General features: G+C 54.7%; 20 protein-coding genes and 1 other annotated feature. Of the genes, 5 read left to right on the forward strand and 15 right to left on the reverse strand.

Features of this window, described 5'->3' with window-relative positions:
- Positions 1 to 83 precede the first annotated feature (83 nt).
- The gene (gene mog / locus ACSIPU_RS18775; protein WP_004108410.1) at positions 84 to 671 is read right to left on the reverse strand and encodes a molybdopterin adenylyltransferase; all 588 of its coding nucleotides are present in this window, start codon (positions 669 to 671) and stop codon (positions 84 to 86) included.
- A 99-nt stretch (positions 672 to 770) separates the two neighbouring features.
- Positions 771 to 1,724, reverse strand: coding sequence for a transaldolase (gene tal / locus ACSIPU_RS18780; RefSeq protein ID WP_004108412.1), 954 nt, complete (start codon positions 1,722 to 1,724; stop codon positions 771 to 773).
- 203 nt (positions 1,725 to 1,927) lie between these two features.
- Between tal and ACSIPU_RS18785 the strand changes: the two genes are divergently transcribed.
- Together ACSIPU_RS18785 and yaaA are read left to right on the forward strand one after the other, a co-directional pair.
- Positions 1,928 to 3,358, forward strand: coding sequence for an alanine/glycine:cation symporter family protein (locus ACSIPU_RS18785; protein WP_004108414.1), 1,431 nt, complete (start codon positions 1,928 to 1,930; stop codon positions 3,356 to 3,358).
- Positions 3,359 to 3,435: 77 nt separating this feature from the next.
- Complete coding sequence (gene yaaA / locus ACSIPU_RS18790) at positions 3,436 to 4,209, forward strand: peroxide stress protein YaaA (protein WP_126488404.1); 774 nt, start codon at positions 3,436 to 3,438, stop codon at positions 4,207 to 4,209.
- A gap of 51 nt (positions 4,210 to 4,260) precedes the next feature.
- Here yaaA and thrC read toward each other — a convergent pair whose 3' ends face one another.
- The 6 genes from thrC to yjjY all read right to left on the reverse strand — a co-directional run bounded on the left by thrC (position 4,261) and on the right by yjjY (position 10,526).
- Entirely contained in the window at positions 4,261 to 5,541 is a 1,281-nt protein-coding gene (gene thrC, locus ACSIPU_RS18795; protein ID WP_004108418.1) for a threonine synthase, read from the reverse strand.
- Positions 5,542 to 5,544: 3 nt separating this feature from the next.
- The gene (thrB, locus tag ACSIPU_RS18800; protein WP_134883117.1) at positions 5,545 to 6,474 is read right to left on the reverse strand and encodes a homoserine kinase; all 930 of its coding nucleotides are present in this window, start codon (positions 6,472 to 6,474) and stop codon (positions 5,545 to 5,547) included.
- A 1-nt stretch (position 6,475) separates the two neighbouring features.
- A complete protein-coding gene (gene thrA / locus ACSIPU_RS18805) occupies positions 6,476 to 8,938 on the reverse strand; it encodes a bifunctional aspartate kinase/homoserine dehydrogenase I (protein ID WP_023320300.1) in 2,463 nt (820 codons plus the stop codon).
- Between the two features lie 25 nt (positions 8,939 to 8,963).
- Positions 8,964 to 9,081, reverse strand: a sequence feature (Thr leader region).
- A complete protein-coding gene (thrL, locus tag ACSIPU_RS18810) occupies positions 9,020 to 9,088 on the reverse strand; it encodes a thr operon leader peptide (RefSeq protein WP_004222578.1) in 69 nt (22 codons plus the stop codon). Its footprint overlaps the feature before it by 62 nt.
- Positions 9,089 to 9,300: 212 nt before the next feature.
- A complete protein-coding gene (locus ACSIPU_RS18815; protein ID WP_196558147.1) occupies positions 9,301 to 9,987 on the reverse strand; it encodes a tRNA/rRNA methyltransferase in 687 nt (228 codons plus the stop codon).
- A 398-nt stretch (positions 9,988 to 10,385) separates the two neighbouring features.
- The gene (gene yjjY / locus ACSIPU_RS18820; RefSeq protein ID WP_001541509.1) at positions 10,386 to 10,526 is read right to left on the reverse strand and encodes a protein YjjY; all 141 of its coding nucleotides are present in this window, start codon (positions 10,524 to 10,526) and stop codon (positions 10,386 to 10,388) included.
- Between the two features lie 95 nt (positions 10,527 to 10,621).
- Here yjjY and arcA point away from each other — a divergent pair, with 95 nt between their 5' ends.
- A complete protein-coding gene (gene arcA / locus ACSIPU_RS18825; protein ID WP_002887843.1) occupies positions 10,622 to 11,338 on the forward strand; it encodes a two-component system response regulator ArcA in 717 nt (238 codons plus the stop codon).
- Between the two features lie 53 nt (positions 11,339 to 11,391).
- Here arcA and creD read toward each other — a convergent pair whose 3' ends face one another.
- The 4 genes from creD to creA are packed head-to-tail and all read right to left on the reverse strand — an operon-like array spanning position 11,392 to position 15,419.
- Positions 11,392 to 12,762: a cell envelope integrity protein CreD gene (gene creD, locus ACSIPU_RS18830; protein WP_004110399.1), complete on the reverse strand. Its 1,371-nt coding sequence runs from the start codon at positions 12,760 to 12,762 to the stop codon at positions 11,392 to 11,394.
- A 57-nt stretch (positions 12,763 to 12,819) separates the two neighbouring features.
- Positions 12,820 to 14,244, reverse strand: a complete 1,425-nt coding sequence (creC, locus tag ACSIPU_RS18835) for a two-component system sensor histidine kinase CreC (protein WP_032728866.1) — start codon at positions 14,242 to 14,244, stop codon at positions 12,820 to 12,822.
- Positions 14,245 to 14,246: 2 nt separating this feature from the next.
- Positions 14,247 to 14,933, reverse strand: a complete 687-nt coding sequence (gene creB / locus ACSIPU_RS18840) for a two-component system response regulator CreB (protein ID WP_004108429.1) — start codon at positions 14,931 to 14,933, stop codon at positions 14,247 to 14,249.
- 12 nt (positions 14,934 to 14,945) lie between these two features.
- Entirely contained in the window at positions 14,946 to 15,419 is a 474-nt protein-coding gene (creA, locus tag ACSIPU_RS18845) for a protein CreA (protein ID WP_004110391.1), read from the reverse strand.
- A 209-nt stretch (positions 15,420 to 15,628) separates the two neighbouring features.
- On the opposite strand from creA, the gene robA reads away from it, so the two are divergent.
- Positions 15,629 to 16,498, forward strand: coding sequence for an MDR efflux pump AcrAB transcriptional activator RobA (gene robA / locus ACSIPU_RS18850; RefSeq protein WP_004108433.1), 870 nt, complete (start codon positions 15,629 to 15,631; stop codon positions 16,496 to 16,498).
- On the opposite strand, the gene gpmB is transcribed toward robA, so the two are convergent.
- On the reverse strand, positions 16,495 to 17,142 hold the full coding sequence (gpmB, locus tag ACSIPU_RS18855) for a 2,3-diphosphoglycerate-dependent phosphoglycerate mutase GpmB (protein ID WP_004108435.1): 648 nt from the start codon (positions 17,140 to 17,142) through the stop codon (positions 16,495 to 16,497). The genes robA and gpmB overlap by 4 nt on opposite strands.
- Before the next feature lie 114 nt (positions 17,143 to 17,256).
- Here gpmB and yjjX point away from each other — a divergent pair, with 114 nt between their 5' ends.
- Entirely contained in the window at positions 17,257 to 17,778 is a 522-nt protein-coding gene (yjjX, locus tag ACSIPU_RS18860; RefSeq protein WP_004110389.1) for an inosine/xanthosine triphosphatase, read from the forward strand.
- Here yjjX and trpR read toward each other — a convergent pair.
- Both trpR and sltY read right to left on the reverse strand, forming a co-directional pair.
- The gene (gene trpR / locus ACSIPU_RS18865) at positions 17,759 to 18,091 is read right to left on the reverse strand and encodes a trp operon repressor (RefSeq protein WP_004108439.1); all 333 of its coding nucleotides are present in this window, start codon (positions 18,089 to 18,091) and stop codon (positions 17,759 to 17,761) included. The two genes, yjjX and trpR, sit on opposite strands and share 20 nt — an antisense overlap.
- Before the next feature lie 117 nt (positions 18,092 to 18,208).
- Positions 18,209 to 20,146 (reverse strand): murein transglycosylase, encoded by a 1,938-nt coding sequence (gene sltY / locus ACSIPU_RS18870; protein WP_017145038.1) that lies wholly within the window; start codon positions 20,144 to 20,146, stop codon positions 18,209 to 18,211.
- Between the last annotated feature and the right edge of the window lie 70 nt (positions 20,147 to 20,216).

The raw sequence follows: 20,216 nt of genomic DNA on the forward strand, positions 1-20,216 counted from the left end.
CAGTGTGTAAAGTAAAAAACACTATATCGTAAATAAAACAACACACCACTGATGTTGCAGGTTATTTCAGGAATGCATTAAATTCAGGATAATGTTTCACGCCTCGCGCTTTTAGGGCGAAAAGCTGCTACAACATTGCCGTTTGTTTCGACATATGGCCCCTCAAGCAACTGTACACAATACGGTACACTTGCAAAAACTCCGTGCACCAGCACGTTACCCTCGGCATCTTTTACGCCTTCCAGGGTTTCTTCAATCGCTTTCGGCTGCCCGGGCAGGTTAAGGATCAGCGCCTGCTTGCGAATAACGCCAACCTGGCGAGAAAGAATGGCCGTCGGCACAAAGTGCAGGCTCACCTGGCGCATTTGCTCGCCAAAGCCTGGCATCACCCGATCGGCAATCGCCAGCGTTGCATCCGGGGTCACGTCACGGCGAGCCGGGCCCGTGCCACCGGTAGTCAGGACCAGATGACAGCCCATTTCATCAACCAGTTCGCACAGCGTTTGCTCGATAATAACCTGTTCATCCGGGATCAAGCGGGTTTGCAATTCGAAAGGCGTGGATAGCGCACGGGCCAGCCACTCTTCAAGCGCCGGGATGCCTTTATCCTGATAGACGCCGCTGGAGGCGCGATCGGAGATGGAAACTAAGCCGATTCGTAAGGTGTTCATGATTATTCCGTTCAAACAGTATTAATAGCCAGAATAATACACCGAGGGGAGCAAGGCAGACAGTTTAATGTGGCCGACGGGCGTCGGCCACATGGGGGATTACAGCAGATCGCCGATCATTTTTTCCAGTTTTTCCTGGTCGATCGCAAACTTACGGATACCTTCCGCCAGTTTGTCTACCGCCATCGGATCCTGATTGTGCTGCCACAGGAATTCGGATTCGGTGATGCGAGCCGGACGGGCTTTCACTTCGCCGCTGAAAGACAGTTTACGCTCAACCGCGCCTTCGCTTTCAGCCAGCTCTTTCAGCAGGGCCGGAGCGATGGTCAGGCGATCGCAGCCGGCCAGTTCCAGGATCTCGCCGAGGTTACGGAAGCTTGCGCCCATAACCACAGTTTCGTAGCCGTGCTGTTTGTAGTATTCGTAGATTTCGCTTACGGACACCACGCCCGGATCTTCTGCCGGCGCGTATTCTTTCTTATCGGTGTTCGCTTTGTACCAGTCGAGGATACGGCCCACAAACGGAGAAATCAGGAATACGCCCGCTTCCGCACAAGCACGCGCCTGAGCGAAGGAGAACAGCAGAGTCAGGTTACAGTTGATGCCTTCTTTTTCCAGCTGCTCAGCGGCGCGAATGCCCTGCCAGGTAGAAGCCAGTTTGATCAGAATGCGATCGTTACTGATGCCGGCATCGTTATACAGCTTGATTAGGCGCTTAGCTTTGGCGATAGATGCATCGGTGTCATAGGACAGACGAGCATCAACTTCGGTGGAAATACGGCCAGGGATCAGCTTAAGGATTTCGAGACCAATGTTCACCGCCAGCTTATCGGAAGCATCGATAATCTGCTGCGCGCGATCGCTACTCTGGCCGCGAGCCCAGGCAACAGCGTCATCAATCAGCTTACGGTACTCAGGGATCTGAGCCGCGCCGAGAATCAAAGAAGGGTTAGTCGTGGCGTCCTGAGGCTGATACAGCTTCATTGCCGCGATATCTCCGGTATCAGCTACGACAGTGGTGTACTGACGCAGAGAAGTCAATTTATCCGTCATGATAGTGTTTCTCTTAAACAGCAGTTAAGGGGATGTAACCGGTCTGCCAAGATGATAACACGCTGCCGGGGCAGCGCAACCGCCTACAATGCATGAGCGCAGAGTGTGATAAACTGGGCCAATTAATTACCTGAACACTAAAGGATTGTCACTGGATTGGTAGCGCTTACACTCGCGCGCCGATATGGGCAAGAGGATGCTTGATGCCTGATTTTCTGTCGTTTATCAATGAAATACTTTGGGGCTCGGTAATGATCTACCTGTTACTGGGCGCTGGCGTCTGGTTTACCTGGCGAACAAAATATATTCAGTTCCGTTATATCCGCCAGTTCAGCAAAAGTCTGAAAAAGAGCCTTCAGCCGCAGCCCGGCGGCTTAACGTCTTTTCAGGCGCTGTGCATGAGCCTGGCGGCGCGCGTGGGCAGCGGCAATATGGCTGGGGTTGCGCTGGCCATTGCCGCTGGCGGCCCAGGCGCCGTTTTTTGGATGTGGATCTCGGCGCTGCTCGGCATGGCCAGCAGCTTCGCCGAATGCTCTCTGGCGCAGCTTTATAAAGAGCGCGACTCTCGCGGACACTTTCGCGGCGGTCCGGCCTGGTATATGGCCCGGGGGCTTGGCATGCGCTGGATGGGCGTGCTGTTCTCTATTCTTCTCCTGCTGGCCTACGGTGTTATTTTTAACACCGTCCAGGCCAACTCCGTTGCCCATGCCATGGAGTATGCGTTTCGTTTACCTGATGTCATCACCGGCGGCGTGCTTGCGGCCCTGACCCTGCTGGTCATCATTCGCGGTATTCGCGGCGTAGCGCGCTTGATGCAGTGGCTCGTGCCGGCTATGGCTTTGCTGTGGGTGATGGCCAGCCTGGTCATTGGCTTATGGCATATCAGCGCCCTGCCGACGATTTTTGAAATTATTTTCCGCTGCGCTTTCGGTTGGCAGGAGGCCGCTGCGGGCGCGGTGGGCTATACCATCAGCCAGGCGCTCACCAGCGGCTTTCAGCGCGGGATGTTCTCCAATGAAGCGGGTATGGGTTCGACGCCAAATTCTGCCGCCGCCGCTGCCTCCTGGCCACCTCATCCCGCAGCGCAGGGGATCGTACAAATGATCGGCGTCTTTATTGATACCATCGTCATCTGTACCGCCAGCGCCGTGATCATTATGCTGGCGCCAAGAGACGGCAATGAAGGGGTGGCAAACGGTATTCAGGCTATCCAGCATTCGATGAACAATCTTGTCGGCGACTGGGGTGCCAGCTTTGTCGCTTGTATCGTGCTGCTGTTCGCCTTCAGTTCGATCGTCGCAAACTATATCTATGCCGAAAATAACCTCATCTTTCTGCGCATGGATAGCCTCCGCAACATCTGGCTGCTGCGTCTGCTGACGCTGTGCATGGTCATCACCGGAGCGGTAGTCAGCCTGCCGGTAGTCTGGCAGATGGCGGATATTATCATGGCGCTGATGGCGATAACTAACCTGACGGCTATCCTGCTGCTGTCGCCGACGGTGCGCATCATTGCCAGCGATTACCTGCGGCAGCGCAAGCTGGGCCAGCGGCCGGAATTTGACGTCACCCGCTACCCTGAAATCCATCAACAGCTGGTACCGGGAACCTGGGATAACCTGCCGCGCGAATAGCGCGGCAATCGCAGCTATCGATCCTCTCTTGAGGTTTTTTTGCTAAAGTCGTCAAAAATTTCCCGTAAGGACTGGATATGCTCATTCTGATTTCACCTGCCAAAACGCTTGATTATCAAAGTCCGCTGGCAACGACGCGTTATACTCAGCCAGAGCTGCTGGAACACTCTCAGGAGCTTATCGGCATTGCCCGCCAGCTGTCGGCACCACAGATTGCTAAACTGATGGGCATCAGCGACAAGCTGGCCGATCTGAACGCGACCCGCTTCCACGACTGGCAGCCAGACTTCACCCCGGACAATGCCCGTCAGGCGATCCTGGCGTTTAAGGGCGATGTCTATACCGGCCTGCAGGCAGAGACCTTTAGCGAAGCTGATTTCGATTTTGCCCAGCAGCATCTGCGGATGCTGTCCGGCCTGTATGGCGTTCTGCGCCCGCTGGATCTGATGCAGCCGTATCGCCTGGAAATGGGTATTAAGCTTGAGAATACGAGGGGTAAAGACCTGTATCACTATTGGGGAGACGTCATCACCGATAAGCTGAATCAGGCACTGAAAGCCCAGGGCGACGATATCGTGGTCAACCTTGCCTCTGATGAATACTTCAGGTCGGTGAAAGCCAAACGGCTTGAGGGCCAGCTGATTAAGCCGGTATTCCTTGATGAGAAAAACGGCAAGTTTAAAGTGATCAGCTTCTACGCTAAAAAAGCGCGCGGCTTGATGAGTCGTTATATCATTGAGAATCGCTTAACGAAGCCTGAGCAGTTGACCCGCTTTGATAGTGAAGGCTATTTCTTTGACGCCGAGGCTTCGGATAACGGAGAACTGGTCTTTAAACGCCACGAGCAGTAAAAACACGCTCCCCTGCTGCGGATAATGCAGGAGGGGAGCGCTGAATCAGGCTTAACCCATCATCAGCTTACGCAGCGCGGCAAAATCAGCCGGCAGATCATGCGACAGCAGCGGCAAATCGGCACGATCGGCCAGCTCTTTCGGCAGCGGCAGCGTCTCCTGCAGAATCTCTTCCACGCTCTCTTTAAATTTCGCCGGATGCGCCGTGCCGAGGAACAGGCCATATTCGCCAGGCTGCAGCTGGTCGCGTAGCGCGCGATAGGCAATCGCCGCATGCGGTTCAGAGGTATAGCCGATGGCTTTCAGCTCACGCATGGTCTTTTTGGTGGTTTCATCATCCACCGCCGCGTAGCCCAGCTCGTTCAGACGCCAGATTTTACGACGGAACAGCTCTTCCACACGCGGCCAGTTGTTCGGCTGGCTGACGTCCATCGCGTTAGACAGCGTGGCCTGAGTCGCTTTTGGCGACCAGTTACCGTCCTGCAGGAAGCGCGGCACGGTATCATTGGCGTTAGTCGCCGCGATAAAACGCTTGATCGGCAGCCCCAGAGATTTAGCCAGCAGACCGGCGGTCAGATCGCCAAAGTTACCGCTGGGTACCGAGATAACCAGCTGATTACGGGCTTCCTGAGGCAGCTGAGCAACGGCTTCAAAGTAGTAGCAAATCTGCGCCAGCAGGCGGCTGATATTGATTGAGTTAGCCGAGTTAAGACCCAGCGCGGCTTTCAGCTCTTCATCATCAAATGCCTGCTTAACCAGCGCCTGGCAGGCATCAAAGTCACCGTCGATTGCTACGGTTTCAATGTTGCCGCCCAGGGTGCAGAACAGCTTTTCCTGCAGCGGGCTGATTTTGCCGCGCGGATAGAGAATGACGACTTTGACGTTTGGCAGACCATAGAACGCATGCGCAACCGCCGCGCCGGTATCACCCGAGGTGGCCGTCAGAATAGTGACCGGTTTGTCGCCTGCGATATGGGTCAGCATTTGCGCCATAAAGCGGCCGCCGAAGTCTTTAAACGCCAGAGTCGGACCGTGAAACAGTTCGAGGCAGCCGACGTCGTCCTGCACTTTACTTACCGGTGCCGGGAAGGTAAAGGCGGCGCCGATACGTTCTTGCAGAACCTCCTGCGGGATCTCGTCGCCGATAAATGCCGACAAAATTTTTGCGCTACGCGACACGAAGTCCTGCTGCAGCATTTCGTCGATTTCAGTCAGGCTGAATTCCGGCAGATCGTGCGGGAAGAACAGCCCCTGATGCTTGCCAAGCCCCTGCGTAACGGCCTGCGCAAAGCTGACCTGTTCGTTATGATCTTTTAAGTTATAGAGTTTCATTGGTTATCCCACTACTCGAGCGCCCGCCGTGTCCAGCCGGCAAATATGAACGAAGCCTTCCTTATTTTGCAGATAGTGCGTAGCCAGCCAGTCGGCGACGCGCTGCGCGGTTTCCGGTTTATCGCATAATGCAAACAACGTTGGACCGGAACCGGAAATGCCGCACGCCTGCGCGCCAATTTCCATTGCTGCCTGACGCGCTTCGCTGAAGCCCGGCAGTAGTTTGGTACGATATGGTTCGGCAATGACATCTTTCATCAACTTCGCCGCCAGCTGAGGCTGACGGCTATAGCAGGCGTGAATAAAGCCCGCCAGATGGCGACCGTGGGCAATACAGTCCTGACGGCGATACTGCGCCGGGAGAATGGCCCGTGCTTCCGCAGTTGAGACTTTAATCCCCGGATAGGCCAGCACCCACAGCCATTCATCAAATGCCGGTATCTGCTGGCTGATGATGCCGTTTTCCTCAAGCATCAGCTGAATCCCGCCCAGATAGCAAGGGGCGACGTTATCATAGTGAATGCTGCCGGAAATCCGCCCTTCCATCTCGCCCATCAGCGCCAGCATTCGGCTCTTATTGAGCGGCTTACCGCAGAATTCATTCATCGCTACCAGCGCGGCAACCACGGAACAGGCGCTGGAGCCCAGGCCGGAACCAATCGGCATGTTTTTTTCCAGCGTCATCGCCACCGGTACCTGTTTGCCAATCTCCTGGCAAAAACGCTCCCAGCATTGATAGACGATATTCTCCTGCGCAGCCGTCGGCAGTTTACTGGCGAAGCGACCCACGTTTTGCAGGCTAAAGCTCGCCGCCGCTTCAACCGAGACGTTGTCCCCCAGCAGCGTGCCGTCGACCGGCGTTACCGCCGCGCCCAGCACGTCAAACCCGACGCTCATGTTGGCACTGGAAGCCGGGGCATATACTTTGACCATCTTAAACTCCTAACTTCCATGACAGGGTACGCAGCAGGTCGGCAAAAACGCCAGCCGCGGTGACATCATTCCCCGCGCCATAACCGCGCAGCACCAGCGGCAGTGGCTGATAATAGTGGCTGTAAAACGCCAGCGCATTCTCGCCGTTTTTCACTTTAAACAGCGGATCGTTGCCGTCTACCGCGGCAATTTTCACGCGGCAGGTGCCATCCTCTTCGATATTGCCAACATAACGCAAGACTTTACCTTCATCGCGCGCTTTAGCGACCCGTGAAGCAAACTCATCATCCAGTGACGGCAGACGCGCCATAAAGCTGTCAACATCGCCGCTGGCATCAAAATCCGCCGGCAGCGCCGGCTCTACGATAATGTCAGACAGCTCCAGCTCTCGCCCGGTTTCACGAGCCAGAATCAGCAGCTTACGCGCGACATCAACGCCAGAAAGATCGTCGCGCGGATCCGGTTCGGTATAGCCCATCTCACGCGCCAGCTTCGTCGCGGCAGAGAAGCTTACGCCCTCATCCAGCTTGCCGAAGATAAATGACAGCGAGCCGGACAGAATACCGGAGAAGTGCAGCAGTTCATCACCGGCATTCAGCAAATTTTGCAGGTTTTCGATTACCGGCAGCCCCGCGCCGACGTTGGTGTCGTAGAGAAACTTGCGTCGTGAGCTGCTCGCGGCATGACGCAGCTGATGATAGTAATCCAGCGATGAGGTATTGGCCTTTTTGTTCGGCGTCACCACGTGGAAGCCTTCGCGCAGGAAATCGGCATACTGATCGGCCACCGCCTGGCTGGAGGTACAGTCGACAATCACTGGGTTCAGCAGATGGTACTCTTTCACCAGACGAATGAGTCGTCCCAGGTTGAACGCCTCTTTGGCTTCCGCCAGCTCATCGCGCCAGTGTTCCAGGTTCAGACCGTGTACGTTGGTCAGTAAAGCGCGAGAGTTGGCTACCCCGCAAACGCGCAGGTCAATATGTTTACTCTTCAACCAGCCCTGCTGGCGCTTAATCTGTTCGATCAACGCGCCGCCGACGCCGCCGATGCCAATCACAAACACTTCTATCACCTGATCGGTATTGAACAGCATCTGGTGCGTCACGCGAACGCCGGTAGTCGCATCATCGTTGCTGACGACAACGGAGATGGAGCGCTCGGAAGAGCCCTGTGCAATCGCCACAATGTTGATATTGGCGCGCGCCAGCGCAGCGAAGAATTTGGCGGAAATCCCGCGTAGCGTCCGCATGCCATCGCCGACAACCGAAATAATTGCCAGGCGTTCCATGATCGACAGCGGCTCAAGCAGCCCCTCTTTCAGCTCCAGATAAAATTCATCTTCCATTACCCGCTTCGCCCGAGCGCAGTCGCTCTGCGGCACGCAGAAGCTGATGCTGTATTCGGATGAGGATTGGGTGATAAGTACGACGGAGATTCCCGCGCGGGACATAGTGGCGAACACGCGCGCTGCCATGCCAACCATCCCCTTCATCCCCGGACCGGAGACGTTGAACATCGCCATGTTGTTGAGATTAGAGATACCTTTCACCGGCAGATCGTCTTCATCGCTGCTGCCGCCGATAAGCGTACCCGGCGCCTGCGGATTACCGGTATTTTTGATTAAACAGGGGATCTGGAACTGGGCGATGGGTGCGATAGTACGCGGGTGCAAAACTTTAGCGCCGAAGTAGGAAAGCTCCATCGCTTCCTGATAGGACATCGACTTCAACAGACGCGCATCCGGGACCTGACGCGGGTCGCAGGTATAAACGCCGTCAACGTCGGTCCAGATTTCACAGCAGTCGGCGCGCAGGCAGGCTGCCAGTACCGCTGCGGAGTAGTCAGAGCCGTTACGCCCCAGCACCACCAGCTCACCCTTTTCGTTACCCGCGGTAAAGCCCGCCATCAGCACCATATGGTCAGCCGGGATCTGGCTGGCGGCAATGCGACGAGTCGACTCTGCGATATCTACGGTGGATTCGAGGTAATGGCCAACGGCAAGCAGTTTTTCAACCGGGTTAATCACCGTGACGTTATGACCGCGCGCTTCCAGCAAGCCGGCCATAATGGCGATTGAGAGCTTTTCACCCCGGCAAATAAGGGACGCGTTAACGCTATCCGGACACTGCCCAAGCAGGCTAATACCGTGCAGAACGTGTTTGATTTGCGCAAATTCCTGCTCGACAAAAACCTTCAGCTGAGCGTGTGGAAAGCCCGGCTGAGCATCGGCGAGCCCTTGCAGAAGTTCGGCGAAAATGCGTTCGGCATCAGCGATATTGGTCAACGCATCCTGCCCGCCGATCGTTTTTTCGATCATCGCAACCAGGTGGTTAGTGATCTTCGCCGGGGCAGACAGTACGGTCGCTACCTGCCCCTGCCTGGCATTACTTTCCAGAATATCGGCAACACGCAGAAAACGTTCTGCATTTGCCACTGATGTACCGCCGAACTTCAACACACGCATGGTTATGACCCCTTGATTTTTTATCGAAAAAAAAGCCCGCACTGTTCAGGTGCGGGCTTTTTTCTGTGTTTCCTGTACGCGTCAGCCCGCACCGTTACCTGTGGTAATAGTGGTGGTGATAATCGTGGTGATCATGCCGATGCGATTCATGGATGTTGTGTACTCTGTAATTTTTATCTGTCTGTGTCCTGTGCCTATATTGGTTAAAGTATCTGCCGACGTAAGTCAATGAATTTCTACTTTTAGCCGGTTTTTATGCACCTGGCCAATACGCCACAACAACCTGATACTTCATCCGTATTTACGCATTTCTTCGTTGTTTTTTAGCACATAAAACTATGTTAAAACACCATGGCAGAGCTTTACTCTGGAAGGTTTTTTTCAATATCATGCAGTAAACGATGCAGCATGGCGGTGTCTCGCTGCTGCAGAAGACCTATTCGCTGCTGAAGCCAGTCGGTCAATTTTATATCCTCGCCTACGCCGAGGCGATTGAGCAGATCGAGCGTGCGCAGACGTAACGCCTGCAGCTGATTGTCATCGACGCCTGGGGCTACGGTCGTGGTTTTTTGCAGTAAAGAGGTCAGCTGATAGCAATATACCATCACCGACTGCCCCAGATTCAGCGAAGGATAGTCTGCCGCCATCGGCACGCCGGTCAGCACATCGGCAAGCGCCAGCTCTTCATTGGTCAGACCGGAATCTTCACGGCCAAATACCAGCGCGGCATGATGCATCCACTGAGCTTTCTCTTCCAGTAGCGGTAAAAGCTGCTGCGGCGTCGCGTAGTAGTGAAAACGAGCCCGGCTGCGGGCCGTCGTGGCGACGGTAAAATCGACATCGTGGAGCGCCTGCTCCAGAGTGGCATAAGTCTGAATATTATCGAGAATATCGCCAGAGCCGTGCGCGACCCAGCGCGCGGCAGGCTGCAAATGAGCCTCGCTATCGACGATCCTCATATCGCTAAACCCCATAGTTTTCATTGCCCTGGCTGCCGCACCCACGTTTTCTGCCCGCGCCGGGGACACTAATACTATTGATAAACGCATTCGTTCTCTCTTTTGCTTTTCCAGGCGTGGAAATGACAATTCACCCCTTCATTTTACGCGCCGTAAATTTACAAATTTGCAACAAAAATCACTAAATTTGAGCTTTATCACCCATAAAAAAAACTAAACTATTCCCAAGGCACCATGACACAGAGTATGTTAACAGAACAGCTTTATCCGTATGTTTGGCAATGAGATTTATGCCCGAATACGTTTTGAAGCTTTGGATTCACCACGTTTATTATTTTCTCATTGCAACTAGTTGAGCAGGGTATGAATTGTGAGTATGAATCCGGTTTAGATGCAATGATTTCACATGACTGTTAACGTGCTACAATTGAACTTGATATATGTCAACGAAGCGTAGTTTTATTGGGTGTCATGCCTCACTTAGCCTGTTATGTTGCTGTTAAAATGGTTAGGATGACAGCCGTTTTTGACACCGTCGGGTCCAGAGGGAAAGTACCCACGACCAAGCTAATGATGTTGTTGACGTTGATGGAAAGTGCATCAAGAACGCAATTACGTACTTTAGTCATGTTACGCCGGGCATGTTAATTTGCGACATGCACCAGGCAGGTCAGGGACTTTGGTACTTCCTGTTTCGATTTAGTTGGCAATTTAGGTAGCAAACATGCAGACCCCGCACATTCTTATCGTTGAAGACGAGTTGGTAACACGCAACACGTTAAAAAGTATTTTCGAAGCAGAAGGTTATGATGTATTCGAAGCGACCGATGGCGCGGAAATGCATCAGATCCTGTCTGAAAATGATATCAACCTGGTGATCATGGATATCAACCTGCCAGGCAAAAATGGTCTCCTGTTAGCACGCGAGCTGCGTGAGCAGGCGGACGTCGCGCTGATGTTCCTCACCGGTCGCGATAACGAAGTGGATAAAATCCTTGGCCTCGAAATCGGCGCCGATGACTATATCACTAAACCGTTCAACCCGCGTGAACTGACGATCCGCGCTCGCAACCTCCTCTCCCGTACCATGAACCTGGGTACCGTGAGCGAAGAACGCCGCAGCGTAGAAAGCTATAAGTTCAACGGCTGGGAGCTGGATATCAATAGCCGTTCGCTGGTAAGCCCAAATGGTGAGCAGTATAAGCTGCCGCGCAGTGAATTCCGCGCCATGCTGCACTTCTGCGAAAATCCGGGCAAAATCCAGTCGCGTGCAGAACTGCTGAAGAAAATGACCGGCCGTGAGCTGAAGCCGCACGACCGTACCGTGGACGTGACCATCCGTCGCATTCGTAAGCATTTTGAGTCCACTCCGGACACCCCGGAAATTATCGCCACCATTCATGGCGAGGGGTACCGCTTCTGTGGCGACCTGCAGGAATAACTCCGTTTTTCTTGCTGTCATAACGTAAAAACGGCGCTATTCGCGCCGTTTTTTTATTTCCAGATCCTGAGCCTATCGTCATCATCGCCAACATCATCGCCAACGCCTGGCTGATTATCTTTGGCTTTCGGCAGAGATAACGCGTACCAGTCAACATGGCGAGTCAGGAACATAAGCGCACTTAACGCCAGCAGCAGCACACCGGTACCCAGCAATAATGCGCTATCTTCCGAACGCAGCAGCAGCCACATAATGCCATCCAGCAGCAGTAGCGCACAGACGAACAGAAAGCTATTCCGCCACCCTTTCAGCACCGCCTGAAGATACACGCCATTGATGAGCGCGCCAATCAAACTGGCGGCAATCCATGATGACGTAAAGCCGATATGTTCGGACAGCGCCAGCAGCACCAGATAGAACATAACCAGCGACAGCCCCACCAGCATATACTGCATGGGGTGCATACGATAAAGGGTTAAACTTTCAAACACAAAGAACGCCATAAATGTCAGTGCTATCAATAGAATGGCATATTTTGTCGCCCTGTCGGTCAGCTGATATTGATCGGCAGGCGTGGTGACATTCACGTTGAATGCAGGTAGCTGACGCCACTCAATTTCCCGGTCATCGACAAAAAACCTGGCCATATTGTTGGCAAACCAGGTACTTTGCCACTGTGCGCTATAGCCTGTTGGGCTAACCTCACGCTTGCCGGGTAAAAAATCGCCAAGGAATCCCGGATGCGGCCAGTTGCTGGTTAGCTGTAGCGTGCTGTTGCGCCCAAGCGGTACCACCGAGAAGCTGCCGCTACCATTCAGATTAAGTGTGAATTCAATATCCAGCGCTTTTTGTTCAGGTAACAACAGCGGCATTGGCATATGAATGCCCTCTCCGCTCTCGCCAGTGCCGGGCCCTGGCTCAACGGACAGCGTCTCGCCGTTGACCTCAGGAGCCTTAATCTCGCCAATCCCGCGCGCATCGCTAACGCTAACGACCAGAAATGGCCTCCCCAGCGTAATCGTACTTTTCCTGAGCGCCGTGATTCGTGCCGGGTCAAAATGCGCCTTGATGCTGAGATTATTGTGCCAGATTTGCCCTTCATAGATACCGACCCGCCGGGATTCAACGTCCTGATTACCGTTAACCGCCAGCGTCTCCGGCAGCCAGTAATGCACCCATTGATTCTGATATTCGACCGTTTTTTTGCCCTCAACCCGAGTCAACGTCTCGGTTACGGGAATGGCGATGAGCGGCCCGGCCAGCTTCTGCGCCCCGCTGGTGCTGCTCTCCAGAGCCTCAATGACGTCGCTACGATAATCCGCGCGTTCGTCGATCAGCTGTCTGACAATCATCAGCGGGATCGACAACAGTAAAATACATCCCAGCAGGGTGCTCATTTTCCAGAATAGTGGTGATTTCAACATAGCCCTCTCCTTAGTGATGCGCTCACCATAAAGAGGCTATGTGGGGAGAGTTTGAAGCTATGTGAAGTGAGCGTGAAGTCTCAGCAAAGCGCACGCCCCGCCTTCAGGGCGATTAATCAGCTGAATATCCCCCTGATGCAGGCGCGCAACCTCACGCACAAATGCCAGCCCCAGGCCGCTGCTTTTATGTCCATCGTCGCGCGGCAGTGAGTAGAAACGCTCAAAAATACGCCCCAGCGCATAGTCTGGAACACCGCTTCCCGTATCGCTTACGGTCAAGAGTACGCCGCCATCGTTTTCTTCCGCGCCAAGCAGGATCACTCCTTCCACAGGAGTGAAATCGATAGCGTTATCAAGGAGATTGCCCAACGCCTGCGCCAAAAGTTCGCGATCGCCCTCAACCGTCAGGGTTGTCTCCTGCCAGCGTAGCCTGAGGTTTTTCGCCGCCAGCGCGATCTCTCGCTCCTCGGCAAGGCGGCGAAAAAGCGCCGCTACAGAGACGGGACGCCTGGCGATCTCCAGCCGATTCTCCAGCCGGGCCTGCTGGAGTAAATTTTCTACTAGCGACTGCATACGCGCATTCTGCGCCAGGATATTACGGGTAAAACGCGCTGCGATCTCAGGCGGAGGCGCTTCCTGGAGAATTTCTGCCGCGCCGCGAATCGCCGCCAGCGGGCTCTTCAGCTCATGGGTCAAGGCATACACGTAGTTTTCAATGGCGTTTTTTCCTTCCAGCTTAAGGCGCATACTCTCCAGCGCCTGCGCCAGCCTACGCAGTTCGCTGCCGCCGACATCCGGCAACGGAACCGGGCGGTCGGCGGTCACGGAGTCCGCGTAGCGAACCAGCTTGCCGATGGAGAAATTAATCCACCACACCATCCCGGCGCCGATCAGTAGCGCGATACCCAGCAGCGCGCCTCCGGCCCACAGAATACGGCGCTCGCTGCGTTTGATTACCGGGGCCATGGCCAGATTGGGTTTCCCAACGCTCAGCACGCCAATGATCCGGCCATTGTCGCTCACCGGCGCGGCAATATACATCACCGAGCTGTTGTCGTCGTTCGGGTCGCTGCGGGTACTGCGCGCCCCATATTGACCGCGTAAAGTGAGCCAGACATCGTTCCAGCGCGAATAGTCCTGTCCCAGCGCTTTGCCCGCCGAATCAAATACCACTTTGCCCTGCGCGTCGGTCAGATAGATATGATATTCGTTACGCACTTTATTAATGCCGGCGATATTGGCGTTAATCGGTTGTCGATGAAGCGACTGGAAAGCCTGGGCCAGCCGCCCATGCTGGGGATCGGCGGAGAGTAAATCCTCGCGGGCCAACTCGGCAAGCAAGGTGGCCGTATCAATCAGCGTACCTTCCGTTGCCCGCCGCACCCCGGGCTTAATCTCCTGGACAAAGATGGAAAGCACAAACCAGGCCGCGATAGCGACAATCAAAAAATAGCCCAGCAGCAGCCGCATTCCGATGCGCATCACTAACCTCCAAGGCTGTATCCCATGCCGCGATGCGTACTAATAGGGGAGATATTGGGGTTAACTTCTCGCAGCTTCGCGCGCAGCGTTTTGATATGGGTATCCACGGTGCGATCGAAGCTCTCGTTCGCGTCGCCCCAAACTTGCTCCATCAGCAGCTGGCGAGAAAAAATGCGGCCGGGAGAGTGAAGCAGCGTTTTTAATAATAAAAACTCATAGCGGGTCAGATTCAGGGGCTGTCCGCACCACGTAACCTGAGCCGCAGCGTCATGCAAAGTAAATTCCCCTACCCGTAGCAGCGGTGAAGGCGCGGCAAATTTTTGCAGCCGCCGCAGGACGGTGCGCACCCTGGCGCACACTTCACGAGGGGAAAAGGGCTTGGCGATATAATCATCGGCGCCGATTTCCAGGCCAAGCAGCTTATCCACCTCTTCGCTGCGGGCCGTCAGGAACAGCACCGGCAACGCCGGATAGCGGGCCAGCAGACGACGGCATAGCTCAAAACCGCTGATATCCGGCAGCCCGACGTCGAGGATCGCCAGGTCGGGTATTTGATGATGGGCGGCATCCAGAGCGGGTAGCCCGCGCTCAAACGCCGTAACGATAAATCCTTCCTGTTGCAGCATGTAGACAAGCGTATCGGCAATGCTGAGCTCATCTTCCACCAACCAGATCCGCGGTTGTTGCATCGGCGTTCCCTGTTATTTATTCCATGGCATAATCGGCACGGCGCTAAGCGCATTCTTCGGCGAGCCATCAACGATTTTATCTGAATAGGTCAGATAGACCAGCGCATTGCGTTTCGCATCATAAAAACGCACGACCTGCAGCTTTTTAAAAACCAGCGAGGTGCGTTTCTGGAATACCACATCGCCCTGCTTTTTCCCGTTTTTAATTTTATCCGTCAGCTCAATGGGCCCCACCTGCTGACAGGAAATTGCGGCATCAGAGGTATCTTCCGCCAGGCCTAACCCGCCTTTAATTCCGCCGGTTTTCGCGCGACTGATGTAGCACGTCACGTTCTGGACATCCGGATCGTCAAAGGCCTCCACGACGATTTTATGATCCGGACCAAGAAACTTAAATACCGTATCCACGGAGCCGATTTGCTCCGCCTGAGCCACCTGACAGCCGGCCAGTAAAAACATTCCTGCAACTAACTTCTTGTATTTCATATTGTTACCATTCTTAAAAATTTAGCTGAGTGATTATCACTCATTATGAAGAAAAGTTTTATAGATCACAGCTTTACAAAATTACCACCGATACTTGTGGAATAATCGCATTTAAAAGCAAAAAAAACACTGAATGCTAAAACATCAAAAAATGCTATTATCCGCTACCTTTAGTATCAGGCACCTGAGTTTAAGGATGGGGATATTTTATGGATCAAGCAGGGATTATTCGCGATCTCCTTAGCTGGCTGGAAGGTCACCTGGATCAGCCACTCTCACTGGACAATGTGGCAGCGAAGGCAGGTTATTCCAAGTGGCATCTGCAAAGAATGTTCAAGGACGTCACCGGCCACGCCATCGGTGCCTATATTCGCGCCCGTCGCTTATCTAAGTCAGCGGTTGCCCTGCGCCTGACCGCACGTCCGATTCTCGATATCGCGCTGCAGTATCGTTTTGATTCGCAGCAGACGTTTACGCGTGCTTTCAAAAAGCAGTTTTCGCTGACGCCAGCCCTCTATCGACGCTCTCCAGACTGGAGTTCTTACGGTATGCGCCCTCCGCTGCGTCTGGGCGAGTTCACCATGCCGCAGTATGAATTCGTCACGCTGAACACCACTCAGCTGGTTGGCGTCACTCAGAGCTATACCTGTAAGCTGGAAGAGATCTCCGATTTCCGTAATCAGATGCGCGTTCAGTTCTGGCGTGAATTCCTCGCCAATACGCCGTCAATTCCTCCGACGCTGTACGGCCTGCACGAACCGCGCCCCAGCATGGATAAAGACGATGAGCAGGAGGTGTTCTACACCACCGCGCTGACGCCGGAGCTGGCTAACGGTCACCTGCACAACGCCCATCCGGTGACGCTGGAAGGCGGCGAGTACGTGATGTTTACCTACGAAGGATTGGGTACCGGGTTACAGGAATTTATTCTGACGGTTTACGGCACCTGCATGCCGATGCTCAACCTCACCCGCCGTAAAGGTCTGGATATCGAACGTTTCTTTCCGGAAGATGAAAGCCGGAATCAGGAACCGCCCATTCAGCTACGCTGCGAATACCTGATCCCGATTCGTCGTTAACGCTGTAGTTCATCCATCGCGGGGGCATCAAGATGCGAAACATCCCCCGCGGTTTCCACTACCCATCCTGACGCCAGCCAGGGGCTCTGCTGATAGTCAACGCGGGAAATGGAGCAGTTGCGCAGACGCAGACGTCGCTCCGCGTATGCCGGCAAACCAAGAATCGTACTCACCAGACATCCCAGCGCCATGCCGTGGCTCACCAACAGCGGCCGGCTGCCTGCGGGCAGTTCCAGGCAAGATGCCAGCGCCGCATGCATACGCTCGCTCAGCTCCTGCATCGATTCCCCCTGCGGGATACGCCCATCGGGCGTGCCGTTGACCAGCTGGCGACGCCAGCCCTCTTCTTCTTCGCTTAGCGAGTCAATATGGCGCTTTTCCAGCACGCCCATATCCAGCTCACGCAAGCGTGAATCGGTTATGACGCTGCATCCGCAGGCTTCAGCGATGATTTCTGCGGTACGCCGCGTCCGACCTAAGTCGCTGGCAATTATATGCGTAATCCCCAGCGTTCTGGCGCGCTCGCCTACCTGCCAGGCCTGACGCTCACCGTGGGCGGTAAGCGGACTGTCGGACTGGCCCTGAATACGTCGCTCGGCGTTCCACTGCGTTTCACCGTGGCGAACAAGGTATACCTGTAACATGCTTTATTATCCGTTATGAGCTCTTAACCCTCTCGCTTCAAGCATAGCCGCCTGCAACAAGAAGGGTTTGGAGTATACTGCGATGATGTTAAGTCATTCTGAGTTATTTTGATTATGCACCATGTTGTCTCAGCTACCACTAATCCCGCCAAAATTCAGGCAATTCTGCAGGCTTTCAACGAGATCTTCGGCGAAGGATCCTGCCACATTGAGTCCGTCTCCGTCGAGAGCGGCGTGCCGGAACAGCCTTTTGGTAGCGACGAAACGCGCGCTGGCGCACGAAATCGCGTGGCTAACGCGCGTCTTGCGCAGCCAAATGCGGACTTTTGGGTCGCCATTGAAGCCGGAATCGACGAGGGCAGCACTTTTAGCTGGGTGACCATCGATAACGGTAGCCTGCGCGGCGAAGCGCGCTCGGCAACCCTACCGCTGCCGCAGGTCATTCTTGAAAAAGTTCAGGCAGGGGAAGCGCTGGGTCCAGTGATGTCTCAGCATACCGGCATCGATGAAATTGGCCGTAAAGAGGGCGCAATCGGCGTATTTACGGCCGGAAAACTGACCCGCAGCAGCGTTTATCATCAGGCCGTCGTGCTGGCGCTAAGTCCGTTTCATAACGCTATTTATCGCCAGCGTTAAACAACGACTGCTCCAGCCATAAACGCAGCTCCGGCGGCGCTGACTTGAGGCTGTTCGAACCGCGGGTGATAGTCGCGATGCCGGCGCCGAGTTCATTTTTTAGCTCGCGCTGGCTCATCTCACCGCGCAGCAGCTCTTCAATAATACGTACCCGCGTACCCAGCGCCTCGCGCTCGTCGGGGGTCAGCATAAGCTGTAAAAGCGGCAGATGAAGATCGTCGGCGTACGCCTGCTGTAAGAGCGCGACAAAACGCAGCCACTCCTGATGACGCTGTTCGGCTACCGCTGCTGAATAGGGGGATTGTTGGGTCATGTTACGCCACCTGTCGGATGTACTCACTAACGAGTACAAAGCATAACATACTTCTGTCCGGACTCTACGGATTTCGGGCAACATCGCCTTTTGCTATGTTGCCCGAAAACGACAGCGCTAGTAGCGCAGCTTCCACTCCGCATCGCTCAGCAGAGCATCTTTCTGGCCCATAAAATAGCGATAGTAGGCATCATAGGACAAAACGTTTTTGACGTAGCCGCGCGTTTCAGAGAACGGAATGCTCTCGACGAACGCCACCGCGTCAATACGGCCGCCGCTGTTGCCCCGCCACGTGCGCACCCGCCCTGGCCCGGCGTTATAGGCCGCTGAGGCGAAGATACGGTTATTGCCAAACTGCTGATAAACATACTGCAGATAGCTGGTACCAATGTTGATGTTCATTTCCGGATCCAGCAGCCGCGATGGACCGCTATAGCCAGGGATACTGAACATGCTCACCGTATGCGTCGCCGTACCCGGCATAATCTGCATCAGACCGCGGGCACCTACCGGTGAACCGGCTTTCGGGTTCCAGGCGCTCTCCTGACGCGCAATGGCCATCGCGTAGCTTTGCGGAATATCTTTCCCTCTGATGTAGCGTTTGAAAAGATCGTTATAGGCCAGCGGGAAACGCTCTTCCAGTTGATCCCACAGTTTCCCGGCGATCGTGGCCTGAACGCTGAGATCCCACCAGTTCTGATTAAACGCGTAACGCGCCAGCTGTGCCTGCTGATCTTTGGTCTTGCTGGTGACCAGATTGGCCCACTCGCTGCGGGCGGTATTGTCCATATTCCAGTACATGAGCTCGCGGACTCGCGCCATTTCCGGCCCGGAGGTCAGCGCCGGATCGAGATTAGCGGGAGCTTTATCAATACGGAAAGTGTACTCCTCGCCCAGGCGCTGGGCTGCGACCATCGGGTAGAAACCGCGCTGCTGCATCAGCGAGCGCAGAATATCTTTCGCTTCATCATCGCGCCCGCGCTCCAGCAGCAGATCGGCCTGCCAGTAGCGCCATTCATCCTTCTCTTTCGCTTCCATCGGCAAACGCGCCAGCCAGGTATTCAGGCCGCGACGATCGCCAAGACCAAGCGCCATACGTACCCGGCGCTCCACCAACGAAGTCGATTGGGAGCGCATGATAGCGTCGTCGCGCCAGATGGCCTGCTCTTCGGTCACGTCGCTGCCCATCAGTCGCCAGGCGACGATGTCACGCAGCTCCTGGATTTGATCTTCATTAAGCTGCTGCGCCTGCGCTAATGAAGGGATCATCAGGCGCGCATTTTCCACGTCCTGCCGCGCAACGCTGGCAAAGGCGACCGCCGCCATCTGGCGGGTAAAATCCGTCGCGCCGGTTGTACGGGCAAAGGTCATAACGCTATTCGGATCGTTAGCCAGCGCGATAACCGCCGTCGCAATCGTTTGATAATCGGACGGCATCTGCTGGGCCAGAACCCTTACCAGGCTGGTATTTCCCGCCTTCATCGCCAGACGGATCCGTTCAAGATAGGCCAACGGATCCTGCTGACCTGAGGCCCGCCAGGCGCCAAATAGCCGATCGCAGGCGTTTGGCTGGCTTTTGCCGCTCAGCCACAGCGCTTTCGCCCCATCCCAGGCTTCCTGAGTCTGGCCGACGTTCCATTTCGCATAGTAGTAATTACACTGCGCTTCGGTACCGGTCGGTTTCTCCGGGCTAAACGCCAGCAGGCCTCGCCAGTCGTCGCGACGCGCCAGTTCGTTAACAAAGCGGGATTTCAGCGATCGTGCGGGAGGCAGCGTAGGGTTAGCGGCGATAAAATTGGTGACCACCAGCGCCGGTTGGTTCATCAGATCGTCGGTTATCTGACGATACTGGAGATAAGGATAAAGCGGATAGGTCGTCAGGGTGGGCATCAGCTGATTGACGACATCCATCTGTCGGTTGTCCCATGCCTGTTTAGTTTGAGCATAGCGGCTGCGCTGTTCATCCAGTGAATCCGCATGCGCCAGTTGGCTTAACGTCAGCAGACTTACGCCGGCGGCCAGAAGACGCCACGTCACAGTTTTGGCTTTTTCCACAAGCTCTTCCTCTATTCAGGTACATCACAGCAGCATCATGCCGCGGGCAAAAATTTCAGGTATTACGTAG

The organism is Klebsiella sp. HN106 (genome assembly GCF_051209435.1).
Classification (GTDB): Bacteria; Pseudomonadota; Gammaproteobacteria; order Enterobacterales; family Enterobacteriaceae; genus Klebsiella; species Klebsiella oxytoca.

Bases quoted from the DNA above. Each gene is read 5' to 3' on its own strand.
- mog (WP_004108410.1), bottom strand. From the start codon at position 671: ATGAACACCTTACGAATCGGCTTAGTTTCCATCTCCGATCGCGCCTCC.
- thrA (WP_023320300.1), bottom strand. From the start codon at position 8,938: ATGCGTGTGTTGAAGTTCGGCGGTACATCAGTGGCAAATGCAGAACGT.
- thrB (WP_134883117.1), bottom strand. From the start codon at position 6,474: ATGGTCAAAGTATATGCCCCGGCTTCCAGTGCCAACATGAGCGTCGGG.
- robA (WP_004108433.1), top strand. From the start codon at position 15,629: ATGGATCAAGCAGGGATTATTCGCGATCTCCTTAGCTGGCTGGAAGGT.
- ACSIPU_RS18785 (WP_004108414.1), top strand. From the start codon at position 1,928: ATGCCTGATTTTCTGTCGTTTATCAATGAAATACTTTGGGGCTCGGTA.
- creA (WP_004110391.1), bottom strand. From the start codon at position 15,419: ATGAAATACAAGAAGTTAGTTGCAGGAATGTTTTTACTGGCCGGCTGT.
- creB (WP_004108429.1), bottom strand. From the start codon at position 14,933: ATGCAACAACCGCGGATCTGGTTGGTGGAAGATGAGCTCAGCATTGCC.
- tal (WP_004108412.1), bottom strand. From the start codon at position 1,724: ATGACGGATAAATTGACTTCTCTGCGTCAGTACACCACTGTCGTAGCT.
- arcA (WP_002887843.1), top strand. From the start codon at position 10,622: ATGCAGACCCCGCACATTCTTATCGTTGAAGACGAGTTGGTAACACGC.
- thrC (WP_004108418.1), bottom strand. From the start codon at position 5,541: ATGAAACTCTATAACTTAAAAGATCATAACGAACAGGTCAGCTTTGCG.
- ACSIPU_RS18815 (WP_196558147.1), bottom strand. From the start codon at position 9,987: ATGCGTTTATCAATAGTATTAGTGTCCCCGGCGCGGGCAGAAAACGTG.
- gpmB (WP_004108435.1), bottom strand. From the start codon at position 17,142: ATGTTACAGGTATACCTTGTTCGCCACGGTGAAACGCAGTGGAACGCC.
- yjjX (WP_004110389.1), top strand. From the start codon at position 17,257: ATGCACCATGTTGTCTCAGCTACCACTAATCCCGCCAAAATTCAGGCA.
- yjjY (WP_001541509.1), bottom strand. From the start codon at position 10,526: ATGACTAAAGTACGTAATTGCGTTCTTGATGCACTTTCCATCAACGTC.
- yaaA (WP_126488404.1), top strand. From the start codon at position 3,436: ATGCTCATTCTGATTTCACCTGCCAAAACGCTTGATTATCAAAGTCCG.
- trpR (WP_004108439.1), bottom strand. From the start codon at position 18,091: ATGACCCAACAATCCCCCTATTCAGCAGCGGTAGCCGAACAGCGTCAT.
- creD (WP_004110399.1), bottom strand. From the start codon at position 12,762: ATGTTGAAATCACCACTATTCTGGAAAATGAGCACCCTGCTGGGATGT.
- creC (WP_032728866.1), bottom strand. From the start codon at position 14,244: ATGCGCATCGGAATGCGGCTGCTGCTGGGCTATTTTTTGATTGTCGCT.